The following is a 12820-nucleotide window of genomic DNA, read 5'->3' as shown; positions in this document are numbered from 1 at the left end:
CTCCGCGCCATAGGTGCGGAATGTGCAAAGCCTGGACCTTGAAGTTTAGCCTGTTCCGTTAGGTAGGGATAACAATCATGGGGGGGAGCCCCGTTGGGAGCTTCCGAGGAGTATCGAAAATCATCTACATTTGCCAAACTCTGCCAAAAGCACTACTTTACTCCTATGAAACCACTACTATCTTCATTGGCTGAAATACGACAACTGGCCAAATCAGGCGATTTAACTGCTGCTTTTAAAGCGTTGAGCCAGGCTGATGTCCCCGAACGACTGGAGGCCCACCGGGACACCATCGTTCATAACTTTTTTGCCAATGAGCAATCCTGGAAGGCGGGTACGGTTTCCGTAGAGGACTATAACGTGCAGCAAGCCCGGTCTGCCCGTGCGCTTTTTGATCTGATCGACCAGATTGGAGAAGGGCCAGCGGTGCGCAGGCGTCGAGGTAAGTGGATGTGGGCTGCGGCTGTTCTGCTGATCCTCCTGTTGCTCGGAAGCCTTTGGGCTTATAACCTGAAGACAGACAAAGAAGAACCCGCCGTGAAAGCTGTTACGCACGGTAACCAAAGCCCGGTAGTGACGGGTGATAATGCCACGCTGAACTTCCAAAACACCACTGTTCAGGACTCTTCAAGCCATCAGGAATGAAACGAACCTTACTATCCACTTTTACCCTGCTCATGGCCTTTTCTTTGTACTGTCAGGAAAGCACGGCAACCTACGGTGATCAAAGCCCGGTTGTTTTTGCTACGCAAAGCGCCCTGCGCTATCACAATGAAGTAGCCGTAAATGAGCCCATCCCCGAGGATCTCATTCCGCTGCTTGCCGGCCTACTGATCACCAACAAGGTAGACCAGGAAAAAAGCGATGAAGCGATTGCCGCCTGGATTTCAAGGTACAATCAGCTGGCCGAAGCGATCCGTAAATTAGGAGATACGCAACGGTCACAGCGGGCTATAACAGCACTTGAGCAAGGCGACTTTCTGGAAGTAGAGTCCTTGCTGGGCATATTCCCGGAGCAGGGGCAAGTCCGTTCCTATTTCCCGAATGCGTTCGGTAGTGCGGTTAGCACACAGGGTAACCAAAGCCCGGTGGTGTATGCCGAGGTAGCGGAAATATCCTACGTTATGAAAAAAGTGATCCACTACCACTTGCCGGAGCAGTTATCGGTGGAATTGCTGCGCGAGCTCAAGTTTTCAAGGCAAAAGAACAAGCAGCTCACTGGAGTCATCGAAATGAGGGATGAGGCGATTGCTCAGTGGGTCAACAAGTACCGGGAGGTGGAAAAACTGTTGGCCAATAGCCCGGACACGCTTACAGCAAGGGCACAGCAGTATTTTGCACAGGGTAAACTGGATAGCACCCTGCTGGTCCTCGGAGAACTGGAAGGCACTAAAAAGCAAGTAGCTAAAGGCTGCTATCTGCAGGCGCGGATTATGATGCTGCGGTTCAGCCCAGCTCACTTTGACTCCCTGAACGCCGAAATAGGCAAGCTGCTCCGGCAATCGGTTACCCTTCACGAAGAAGTGGAGGTGATGCTGCATTATGGGCGTTTTCTGGCAGAGAGCGTCAACGACTACTACAACGCCAACCTTATCCTCACCCGGACCAAGCGAATCGCTAAGGATACCTTAACGTTGCTGCAAATAGAGAGCGAACTGGGCTTTGTACAGGGCGGTTTGCAAAACATAAGCGGTATGGAATCCCATGCCCAGGAAGCCCTCCGGCTTTGTGATGCCTACCACGATCAGCGGGATACCATCTTGCTAGGTGTGAGGAACCAAGCTTACGGTTTTTTGGCTAACGCCTATTTCCAAAAAGGAGTGAATACCCAAGGCAGTCTTCAGGATCAGGCTGGCTTCAGCCAGGCGCAGGAGAAAATCCGCCTGGCCATCCACTATGACTCACTCTGCCTGGCTGTTCAGGACAGCCTGGACCAGCTCATGCAATCGCCGGCATTATGGCGCCTGCCCAACCGGTTTATTCTGTTGTCCAATCTGGCCTCACGGATCCCCACCGTGGAGCCCTTTGCAGAAGCCGATACCGTCTACCAGGAGGTCTTGGGCTACATGCGCGAAAATTACAGTCAAAGCCCGCTTAATCTGGCTTGGTACTATGCGCAGACCTTGCTTAAGTACGGGGGCTTCCTATTTACAGCCGGGCATTCGGAGCGGGCGGCCCAGGCTTATCAGGAAGCTGCTACATTGACACCTTATTTTCAGCCGGATCAAAATTTATCTTCTTACGGAGGCCTTCGAATGGTTTATTCCAGCCTGGTGGGCATTCTGCTGTTCAATCATCAGCCGGAACAAGCGCTTCAGGAAACCGACAGCCTTATTGCGCGCCTCGATGCTTATATTCGGACTGGCTTAAGTGATGGTGGCAATCTTAAGGCGGAGCTTCAACAGTTTGCCGCCTATACCGCATTCCGAAGTGGCCGATACTCCGAAGGCATAAGCCATGTCGAAGGTGCGCTAAGTTTACTGGAGGCACAACCTGCTCCCAGCGTACAGTTTTTACAGGGGTATCTTTCAGGCTTAAGCCTTACCGCTTACATTGGGGTACTGAACGCTGTAGGGGCAGCAGATGCAACGACCGCCTATGATTTATTAGACCGCAGCGCAGCTTTGGTAGACCGCACTAATGGTATGCATCCTCAGGCCCAGCTTTTAGTCCAAGGGCAATTGCGGACCATCGATATTTTCAGGGCATGTGTAGCCTTGAATTTTGGAGAGCTGTCGCGGGCTAAAGGTTATCTCAATGCGGTAAGCGCAGAGGTAGAGGGCTTGTTTTTTCAAAATCCTGCCAATTTCCAAACGATTATTTACCTCATGCGATTTACAGAAGCAGAATTAGAAGCGAGGCGAGGTTATCCGGAAGCTGCCATGAATATATTGTCGGCTGCAAATAAAGATTACTACCTCAATTCTCCTCAGGCCTATAGGCCAATGGTGGGGCATTATTACCTGCTTTCTCTTTCTGATCTATTAATTCTGAAAGAGGGGAGGAAAGAGGACCGGGCTGACTGGGCACAGGCACTTGATGAGATGATCAAGTCTTACCATTTGCCTTCCATGGAAATCCAGGTTTTTAATCAGTCGGGCAGCATGGTCTTAGACATCAATCGCCTGTACCGGAGCGAAGGCATGGCAGCTCTGGCTGGCTATTACCTTGGGCTTCCAAAAAAGAAACGCCCGGATGCAGCTGAAATTCGCTTTTTCCTAAAAGAGGCAGAGGCTTTGCTGCCGGAGACTTATAAAGACTACCGCACTCAAAAAGTTAGACAGCAATTACGGGAACTGAAGGCCTCCTGCAAATGTGGCCTGTAAAAACATCATAAACCAAGCTCAATGAAAAACTGGATTTTACCGCTTCTTGCCCTATTGACGGTGCTGTCTTCCTGCACGTCCACAAAACTTCCCCGCCCCATTTCGGGCGACTTTGCCCATATCGTCCTGTTCTGGATGGAAGGGCAGAGCGAGGCGGCCAAAGCTACCTTCCGCAAGGATATGGAGGATTTTATCAAATCTTCTGCTTACGCTCAAAGCATGCATATCGGTACGCCTGCCGGCACAGACCGGGCAGTGGTGGACAATTCCTATGACTTTTGCCTGATTGTGACGTTTGCCTCAAAAGCCGAGCATGATCAATACCAAACAGAGCAGGTGCACCTCGACTTTATTGAAAAGACGAAGGGTTTGTGGAGCAAACTGCAGATTTATGATTCGGTGAGATAACAACTGGCTTTTTTGATTAAGCCGTCAATCAGAATTTCACAGAATTGGTCAAGTCCTTTATCTGGCTATCAATAATTTACCTGTCTCGACGGACTGATGCTTAACCATTATTTTCCAGAAATAGATGCCTTCAGGTAAGTCATCTAGTCTTGCAACGGATGCTGTAGATCCGGAGCGCAACCGTTCACGCAGAACTTCTTTACCAACGGCATCCACTAATATCCATTCTGCGGTTTCATTGAAATGATTGGGATAGCTGCTCACTATGTTGATTTGAGCAGAGGCCGGGTTCGGGAAAATCCGGTAAGCCACTTCCTTAGGTTTTGAGTCATGGGTAGAAGTTGGCATGCATCCCGTTGAGCTTCCATATAACAAGCCCTCAACTGGGTCTGAATAGCAGGTCAGCTCGTCCCATACGAAAGGATCACTAACGTAAAAAAAGGATGGGCTGATAAACATTCTGCAGTTGGGGTTTACGCCACCGAAGCCCTCATAGAGTAGTATATTGTCCACCCACTCGTTGATATTTACCCGTCTGAGTGGTCCATCTTTTTCCGTCACTGTTACAGTTAAAGTGTCGATATCGTTACCTGTCCAGTACTTAGGCACTTCAATTTGCCACGATTCGCCCACATTCTTTTCAAAGTCCATTACAAGCTTGAAATCTGCTGAATCTCTGTCGTATCGGTAAATCTGATGCCCATCCTGGTGCACAATTAAGTTAGGGAGCGGGCTTGAGGTAGCCCACCAGTCCTGTTCAGGAATAATGGTGCAGTACTTACCCTGTATGATGGTATCTTCAGTCACTTTAGCTGTATAGGAAAATGGGTATCCCGGTGCACAGGGGAACCAGGCGGGCGAACATTGAACATAGCCTCCCCACTCAGCACCCAATGCACAAAAGGGGACTTGTCCAAGCACAGCCGATGAGATGAAGAAACTGAAGATTAGCAGGAGCGGTTTCATATTCAAATGGGGTTATAGCGGGAACAGGATTAGTGTTTCCATAGAGGTTTACAACAATAAACAATGTACATGTTTTTTACTTCCTTTACCAGTCATTTAATGTCTTTAGGTTTACAGAGCTTCTTTGCTAAGGGATTAGCACTAGTTTATACCCTACGCCCCGCACATTGGCAATCTTAACAGCGGGGTCGCCTTCGAGCTTCTTGCGCAGGCGGGAGACAAATACATCAAGGGTACGGCCTACATAGCTGTCTTCGTTGCCCCAAATGGTTTTGAGGAGGAGATCCCGTTCCAGTGTTTCATTAGCATGGTCATGTAGCAGCGCTAGCAGTTCGGCTTCTTTGGCGGTGAGGGAGGTGACTTGCCCGTCCATAGAGAGTTCCATTGCTGTTGGCGAAAAGCGGAAACTGCCGAGCGTACGGTGATCTGCTGTCCCGACAGTCGCTTTTGATCGCCTTTTGCTAAAGTAGAAGACAGTACCAGCCAATAGAAAGAAGAGAAAAGCCAGGGCAGCGTATTTATAATAGTTAGCGATAGGTGCAGCACCCTCAGCAGCCATTTCTATCCTGTCCTCCGGAAAGGTGAAGACCAGGTTGTAGCAATCCGTTGGCAACGCCCGCCCCTGACAGGGAATGAGGTTGCTGTTCGCTTCATCCCTGATTTCGTAGGCATAAACGATTTCAAGGGCATGGCAGGCTTCCACTTCCACAATATAGTCTTTGGGGAAAGCCCGGCCGGCAGTGACCTGTTCCACCAAAGTGGTAAGATGAGTGGGGTCGAGCGGAAATGCCGTTTCAAATGGCACTTTATACCGGTTGCCGACCTGTTGTACGGGCAATACTCTTGAAGTACTATCTCCAATGCTAAGCAGGAGCTCATGCCCAATGGCCCGCAGCGTGACCGCTATATGGCTATCCTCCTGCAGAAAGGCGGCATCTGTTCTGCTGGCCCGGCAAAACAGGGCAGGAATCAGCCCCAAAATTAAAATCCAGTACTTCGCGCTCATTGTTCAAAGCTATTGGTAAATCCCCACATTCGCACTGTTTTACAAGGGGTTTTACACTAATTTACAATCGAAACTGGCTACCAAGCCCCCTTTCCCGGTAGTTTTATGAAAAATAATCGACCAATGATGAAGCAACTGAAAAATGATTTCCCGGCCTTGATTTTAATGGGGCTTGTATTCCTTGGCGTGGCCTGCGGCCCGTCTTCAACACCTGCTGAAACCGAAACCGGCAGAGCGGTATTTACCCGTGCAGGCCAGAGTGCCGTTGCAAGTGGCAAGGGCTGTTCGGCTAGCTACGGTCTGGAGGATGCCTATTATGCAGCGCTTGGACAACAGAAACCCGAAGAAATGCAAGTTGGCGAGTATGTGCGCCGCATTTTCCAAGACAAAAATGGCGACCTTTGGTTTGGCACCAATCAGTTTGGCGTTTGCCGGTACGACGGGCAACAGCTCCTGTATTTTTCTACTGGGGATGGCCTCGGCGGTTCACAGGTGACGGGTATGATTGAGGACCAGCAAGGTCGGCTCTGGCTGACCACCAACGGAGGCGTTTCGGTCTACGATGGTGTGGCTTTTACCACATATACGATAGCGGATGGGCTGCCCAGTAATTGGGCATGGAGCATTCTGGAAGACCGAAGCGGTCGAATTTGGGTAGGTACGCTGGAGGGGCTTTGCCGGTTCGAAAAAGGTCGCTTTATCCCCGTTGCCCTGCCATCCTCCGATGCACCCAAGCCCTTGGAAACACTGGACGCTAACCGGGTCATGTGCATTGCCGAAGATGCTGCCGGGCAGCTATGGTTGGGCACGGATGGCAGCGGGCTATACCACTATGACGGTAATACATTCACTAATTATACCACAGCAGACGGACTAGCTGGAAATACCATATCAAGCATTGTACCGGATGAGAAAGGCGGGCTCTGGCTGGGCACGATGTTCAATGGCGTCAGCTATTATGCAGAAGGCAAGACCCAACTGCACTTCAAAGCGAATGACACCATTGGAGACAATGAAGCCTGGAAGGTATACCGGGACCATCAGGGCGAAATCTGGTTCAGCTCAGAGGGCTTCGGGCTGTACCGCTACGATGGCATCCGGCTACGGAATTACAACGAATTGGACGGGCTTGGTGTACAGGCTGTTCAGGAAGTATTTGAAGACCGCATCGGCCGCCTTTGGGTCGGTGGGGGCGGAGGGCTCTTCCGCCTGGATGGCGCCCGCTTCACCAATGTAAAAAAAGGCGGCCCCTGGGATAATTGTTAAGGCTACAAATTATGCATGAACAGGCCTCCTCCGGAAGGAAGGGGCCTGTTCTGCCTATTTTTTACTGAAAGTCCTCAAACCGCCATTGCTTTCCCTGGTAGTCGGTAAAGGAAACGATGCCATGCTCAAAATTAAAGTACACCTGGGATATGGGATTGGTATAATCATTCCAGATCACTTCTGTGAACGCCCGGTCAAATATTTCGATTTCCGGAATAGGTTCATTATTGAAAGAGGTAGGGTAGGACCGGGTGTCCACCTCATGCCGAAAGACGATTTGACTAGAGAAGTTGGGTGAATTAAGGAATGGCAGTGAAATTTCCATAATGTCCGCAACCGCCTCACTTTCGGGGTCTCCGTAGTAAGGCATAGCCCTCAGCCTGAGCCTGAACTGCATGCCGAGCGCAGTGGATACCAGATTGAAGGTCTTTATTTCTGTATTGAACTCGTAAACTACGGTATCTCCTTCCTCAAAGACATCGTATTTATAGTAGTTTGCGGCGCTGGACTCGAAAATGTCCTCCTCTTCAATACTAAAAAAGACTTCGGTTCCGAATGTGTCCACAAAAATAATCCCAGATTGATTCACGTAAGGGATTTGCGCAATACTTTCCGGCAATAAGCTATACGAACCGACATCGATGGTAGGAAGCCCTTCTGCTGGGTCTACATCGGTGCCATCGTCCAGATTGCAGCTGCTTAGGAAGGGCAGGGTGAACAAGGCTAACAGTAAGGTGATGGATATTGGAAATTTCATATGGTTTAGATTTTTTTACAAAGTGAAGCGGTTTTGAAGGCCTTGATTCATCAAGAACTAAACAAACACAGTTAGAATGAATAAGCCCTAATTTATTACTTTTTTTCTTTCTGATCTCCTTTTAGTGAAATCCCCTAAACACAATCCGGTTTTTAACCTTTTAAGTTTGCACCTAAACCAAAAATACGGCACTATGAAGTACGTACTTGTGATCCTGTCTACCCTGTTTTTCGCTTGCGGCGCTCCCACAGCGCCTGTTGATGCTGAAGCTACTGCCGATACGCCTGCTGCAACTGAAACGGAAGCACTTACCATTCACCCGATACTGCACGGCTCCCTGGTTTTAGAACAAGAAGGCGCCAAGGTTTTCGTCGATCCCTACGGCGGCCCGGAACTGTACAAGTCTTTTGGGCAACCCGATGTGGTGCTCATTACGCATCCACATGGCGACCACCTCAACGAAGAAACACTCAAGGGCATTGATCTAAGCAAAGCCGAGCTGATCGCTCCACAGGCCGTAGTGGACAAAATGAGCAGAGAGATCACCTTCACCAAAGTAACTGTAATGGGGAATGGCGAAACGCTCAGCACCAAAGGTATTGAGGTGAATGCAGTGCCCATGTACAACCTGCCGGAGACTGAAGAGTCCCGCCACCCCAAAGGCTGGGGCAATGGGTACGTGATTCAGATTGCCGGTCAACGCGTCTATATTTCAGGCGATACAGAAGACATTGACGAAATGCGAAAGCTGGAGAATATCGATATCGCTTTTGTTTGCATGAACCTGCCCTACACCATGAGCATTGAGCAGGCTGCCTCTGCGGTAGCTGACTTTAAGCCAAAGGTTGTCTATCCCTATCATTACCGCAACGGAGACGGTACTTTTAGCGATGTGGAGGAGTTCAAAGCCATGGTTAAGGAGACGGCTGCCGCAACGGAAGTTCGGCTGGCAAATTGGTACCCGGAGAAGGGGTAGTGCATATTGGAGATACCGCAGTTTGAGCATTTTCGACTTGAAGGAAGGCTGAGAATTGCTAACCGGGAAATACGTTTATGTTGTTTTTTTCCTAAATTTATCTAAATTCAATTCATTTACTATGCGAGCTCCACTCTTTTTTCCCGCTCTTCTACTTGTTTCTATTCTATTCACAAGCTGCCAAAAAGAGGAGCCACAACCGGATGATGGCTGTTTAACCACCTGCAATTTTTACTTTGGGCACGTTAGGAATGCGCTTACCGGAAGTTATGTGGACAGTGCCCGGGTTTATGCTATGTGGAGGGATGGCATTAACGTTATGTGGCAAGCCAGTGATACCGTTTATGTGCACGACAGTATTTACCAGTTAACGATTGAGCATGATGATGGATTTGAGGTTGATTCAGGGTTTGACCTCAAGCTATTTGCCTTGCACGATGACTATGTGACGGATGGGGTTGGGAATTCGAGGAACATTGATTTCGCCCCCGAACAGGCCGACCCGGAAGAAAAAGGTATCGCTGTTTATCCCAAAGCAACCCTAAAGGTTAATTTAGTTAACGATGAACCTATGGTTCCAGTCAATGCAAAGTTCATATATGCAAGCTATCCGAATTCCATAGGCACAGCTACCGTATTTCACGACCTGGAGCCAGACTCATTCGCGAATAGAACTTTGTATGCTACTATCCCCGGAGCGTATGAAGTGGAGGCAATTTTGGAAATACTCCAAAGCGGAGCTACCTCAGGAGGGCCGAGAAGAAAAGTCTTTCAGGTTCCCCCAGGAGATACAGCGGTATGGGATATTGAATTTTGACAACCGCTAATACAAATGCTTAATCTTCATTTTTGGCCCAGGGCAAAGCGCGGTATGGCAGCCCATGCAGCTGTCTACCATGTCCTTGAATAGCACCTCTGCTTCGGCGATGTCGGCCTTTTCCAAAGCTTTGAGGGTTTGGAGGTAAGACTGAGCATGTACCTTGTAGGTATCAGAAGCTGCTTTCTCTGGTTCAGTAGCGGAAGCGGTTAGGATTTTTTCATGATCTAGCTGGGAAACCGGCTGTTCTCCATTTTCAATGGCATTCTTCATCTGTGCGGCATCGTCGTACATGGCGCGCATCAGCAGGGCGAGCTCACTATCGCCATTGGGATTGATAGAGGAGGCGGTTAGTTTGGGCTCGGTGGTTTCGGGGGCGGCTTCACTGCTGCAGGAAAGGGCATAGAGTGCGATTGCCAAAAGGGAAGCAGATGCGATAAACCGGAAAGCAGATCGTTGCATAACTGATGTGGTATTGTTGTGCGCCAAAAATAACACCTTCGCGCAAAGAAACTGCCCCTTTCCGGAGTTTTCGGAAAGGGGCAGTGGTTGATTTTCGTCAAGGAGTCAGCATTCAATGCTAATCATGCCAGCAGTTAAAGTGCAAACCGCTTTCCTGCAGGCTGCTTGACCCGCCACTTTTGCCAGCGGGCATTTTGCCTTCCTGTATCAGGTCGATACGGGCCAGCAGGTCTTCGTAGTGAGCGGTGGTGGCTGCATCTTTGGCCTTGCCGCCCTGAGCTTCCAGCAGTTTTTCAATACTGGACAAGCTGGCGCGGGCCATTGCTTTTTGGTCACTGTAGTCGGCGTCCTCGCCGGACTCCATGAGCAATTCGCCCATTTGGTCAACGTAGAGGCGCTGCAGGTTGCGGCGGTAAGGGCCTACCGCATCGCCCTGCCGGACTTCCCGGAAGATGGCATCGCGGGTATCTTTGAAAAGGCTGCCCATGGTGTAAGCGTCCGTACCATTGAGCGCTTCGTTCTCCATCATTCGGTTCAGGCGCTTGCTGTCGAACAGGAGGTTGATGCCATAAGACTGCAAGCCCCGGATAAGGTCCACAATCACTGTAGAGCCTACACGGGAGATGATGTCCTTATCGATCATCCAGGATGGAGTAGTGAACAGTTGCCGGTCGAGGAAATCTACAGCGGCTTTCTGACGGTCCTTCGGAACGTGGGTGTACACCGGGCCTTCCTGATCGTAGGTCTTGTCGTATTCGTAAACACCACCTACGTTATTGCCTACATGGCCCACGTAGCGGCGGAACTGACCGGCGACCTGCTTGTACAGCTCTTCCAGGTCATCGTAGTCTTCCCCTTCGCGCTTGGTCCAGTCGATAAGCTGGGGCAGTATGCGCTGCAGGTTTTTAATACCCAGATCACTGGCTTTGACTGGCTCTCCACTGAGGTCCTCCGTCTGCGCGCTGGGGTCCACTACGCGCCACTGTTGCTGACCGAAACGGTAAACCGGATCATCTGCCCGCTCTTTGATCCAGTCATTGAGCGTAGCGCGTTCGTCTTCGGCGCTGTCACTTTCCGGAATGAGCTTGTAGCCGTAAATGATGGACCAGGTGTCGTAAGGGCCAATCGTCGGGAAGAGGCCCGCACCTTCATCTTCGGGCTGAGCTACGTAGTTGAAACGGGCGTAATCCATAATAGATGGTGCAACGCCCATGCGCTGCACAAAACCCGCTTTGCGCAGGGAATCTACCGGGTAGGCTACGCTTGAGCCCATATTGTGAGGCAGCCCCAGGGTGTGCCCAACTTCGTGCGCCGCCACAAAGCGGATCAGCTCGCCCATTAACTCATCTTCAAATTTCACGCTGCGGGCAGCCGGGTTGACGGCAGCCGTTTGGATGAGAAACCAGTTGCGGAGGAGGTTCATCACGTTGTGGTACCAGATGATATCGCTTTCCAGGATTTCGCCAGTGCGGGGATCGTGCACGTGCGGGCCCATGGCATTTTGAATCTCTGTAGAAACGTAGCGGATAACCGAATAGCGGACATCTTCCGGGCTCCATTCCGGGTCTTCCTCCTTGCTCGGTGGGTCTTTGGCAATGATGGCATTCTTAAAACCAGCGGCTTCAAAAGCGCTCTGCCAGTCTTCCACGCCCTGCTTGAGGTAAGGGCGCCATTTTTCCGGTGTGGCTGGATCGATGTAGTAAACGATAGGCTTTTTAGGCTCCACCAGTTCGCCCCGCTTGTAGGCTTCCATATCGGAAGGGTCGAGCCGCCAGCGGGTGATGTACCGCTTTCTGGCTGCCTTCTGCTCATCGGCGCTGTAGTCAATCTGGCTCAGGCTGAAATAGCTCACCCGGTCATCGTAGTAGCGGGGCTGCCAGGGCTCTTCCGGCAGTTCGATAAACGATTGGTTCATTTCAATGGAAAGCGTGCCGGTCAGCTGATTGTCTGGCAGGTCACTTCCTTTGAAGGTCAACACATGGCGTACTTCAACATTGGACGGGTAGGCTTTCAAATGCTTGATGAAGCTGCGGCCGCCATCGAGCCCTTTAATGCCAAAGTTTTTCCGCTGACTGTCCGAAAGCGGGCCCAGCATAGGCACATCTTCTACAAAGAACTTCCCAACCTCCAGGACCACTGCCGTGGAATCCGGGTTGTAGGTCTCAATTTTGAAGCGCTCTATAATGGGTTCGAAGTTGTTGTTCTTCACCGACTCGTAGATCGGGTCTTCGAAGCTGGCCACGCTGTTGTAGGAAACCGAGCGCAACAGGATGTGATCGTCCTGCTGTTCCCAGCGGATGACCTGCTGTGGGCGGGACTTCATGCCTGCCCCGCCAAAATTGAGCCCTTTCACGTGCCCGGAAATCCGGCTGACCACCAGGATTTCCTTACTGAGCAGCTCCGTCGGGATTTCAAAGTAGTACTTGTCTTCCACTTTGTGCGTGGTGAAAAGCCCCTCATCCGTGATGGCTTCATCCGTGATAATGTCGTCGTAGCTTTTGTCCTTGTCTTTGTCTTTTTTCTTGTCCTCTTCCTTGGTTTCGGTGGCTTCCGCCGAAGCTTCTGATGTTTTTTGCGAAGTCGCGCAGGCACTGAAGAGAAAAAGCAGCATCAGGCTAAAAGCGAGAATGTTTAATTGCTTCATACGTCTTTAATAGTTACACAATTTGATTAGTGTTTGGCTCAGGGTTTGTGCCTAAAGATAGGAATGAAAATGGAAATGAGTACTCCTGACCACGCTCTATACTGACGATTAAGTGGTTTGCCACAGCAAACCTACTCAATGCTTGCCCGTGTCCCGTCGCCTTTGGGCTTTGACCACCTTAAAGGCAGGAGG

11 protein-coding genes are annotated in these 12820 nt (G+C 50.3%); 6 read left to right on the top strand and 5 right to left on the bottom strand.

All coding sequences use genetic code 11. The features are described 5' to 3' along the window. The first annotated feature begins 165 nt into the window (after positions 1 to 165). Genes MRY86_RS11665 through MRY86_RS11655 form a run of 3 tightly spaced genes read left to right on the top strand, consistent with a single transcriptional unit; the run spans position 166 to position 3734 of the window. Positions 166 to 645 carry a hypothetical protein gene (locus tag MRY86_RS11665; protein WP_293563623.1) on the top strand — a complete coding sequence of 160 codons (480 nt, stop codon included), beginning with the start codon at positions 166 to 168 and terminating at the stop codon, positions 643 to 645. Then, positions 642 to 3326, top strand: a complete 2685-nt coding sequence (locus MRY86_RS11660; RefSeq protein ID WP_293563625.1) for a hypothetical protein — start codon at positions 642 to 644, stop codon at positions 3324 to 3326. The genes MRY86_RS11665 and MRY86_RS11660 overlap by 4 nt, the downstream gene beginning before the upstream one ends. A gap of 21 nt (positions 3327 to 3347) precedes the next feature. Beyond that, positions 3348 to 3734 carry a Dabb family protein gene (locus tag MRY86_RS11655; RefSeq protein WP_293563627.1) on the top strand — a complete coding sequence of 129 codons (387 nt, stop codon included), beginning with the start codon at positions 3348 to 3350 and terminating at the stop codon, positions 3732 to 3734. 57 nt (positions 3735 to 3791) lie between these two features. Here the strand turns inward: MRY86_RS11655 and MRY86_RS11650 are convergent, their stop codons facing one another. After that, positions 3792 to 4700 carry a T9SS type A sorting domain-containing protein gene (locus MRY86_RS11650; RefSeq protein WP_293563629.1) on the bottom strand — a complete coding sequence of 303 codons (909 nt, stop codon included), beginning with the start codon at positions 4698 to 4700 and terminating at the stop codon, positions 3792 to 3794. Positions 4701 to 4827: 127 nt separating this feature from the next. After that, the gene (locus MRY86_RS11645) at positions 4828 to 5706 is read right to left on the bottom strand and encodes a winged helix-turn-helix domain-containing protein (RefSeq protein WP_293563631.1); all 879 of its coding nucleotides are present in this window, start codon (positions 5704 to 5706) and stop codon (positions 4828 to 4830) included. A gap of 123 nt (positions 5707 to 5829) precedes the next feature. Between MRY86_RS11645 and MRY86_RS11640 the strand changes: the two genes are divergently transcribed. Continuing rightward, entirely contained in the window at positions 5830 to 6972 is a 1143-nt protein-coding gene (locus tag MRY86_RS11640; protein ID WP_293563633.1) for a two-component regulator propeller domain-containing protein, read from the top strand. A 61-nt stretch (positions 6973 to 7033) separates the two neighbouring features. Here MRY86_RS11640 and MRY86_RS11635 read toward each other — a convergent pair whose 3' ends face one another. Next, positions 7034 to 7729, bottom strand: coding sequence for a hypothetical protein (locus tag MRY86_RS11635; protein WP_293563635.1), 696 nt, complete (start codon positions 7727 to 7729; stop codon positions 7034 to 7036). Positions 7730 to 7922: 193 nt separating this feature from the next. Between MRY86_RS11635 and MRY86_RS11630 the strand changes: the two genes are divergently transcribed. Together MRY86_RS11630 and MRY86_RS11625 are read left to right on the top strand one after the other, a co-directional pair. After that, the gene (locus tag MRY86_RS11630; protein ID WP_293563637.1) at positions 7923 to 8705 is read left to right on the top strand and encodes an MBL fold metallo-hydrolase; all 783 of its coding nucleotides are present in this window, start codon (positions 7923 to 7925) and stop codon (positions 8703 to 8705) included. A gap of 121 nt (positions 8706 to 8826) precedes the next feature. Beyond that, positions 8827 to 9522, top strand: a complete 696-nt coding sequence (locus tag MRY86_RS11625; RefSeq protein ID WP_293563639.1) for a hypothetical protein — start codon at positions 8827 to 8829, stop codon at positions 9520 to 9522. 6 nt (positions 9523 to 9528) lie between these two features. Here MRY86_RS11625 and MRY86_RS11620 read toward each other — a convergent pair whose 3' ends face one another. Further along, positions 9529 to 9984 (bottom strand): hypothetical protein, encoded by a 456-nt coding sequence (locus MRY86_RS11620; RefSeq protein WP_293563641.1) that lies wholly within the window; start codon positions 9982 to 9984, stop codon positions 9529 to 9531. 118 nt (positions 9985 to 10102) lie between these two features. After that, positions 10103 to 12628, bottom strand: coding sequence for a zinc-dependent metalloprotease (locus MRY86_RS11615; RefSeq protein ID WP_293563643.1), 2526 nt, complete (start codon positions 12626 to 12628; stop codon positions 10103 to 10105). Positions 12629 to 12820: the final 192 nt, after the last annotated feature.

It is taken from the genome of Phaeodactylibacter sp. (assembly GCF_022763345.1).
Lineage (GTDB): Bacteria > Bacteroidota > Bacteroidia > Chitinophagales > Saprospiraceae > Phaeodactylibacter.
This window is presented reverse-complemented; position numbering and strand designations above follow the sequence as displayed.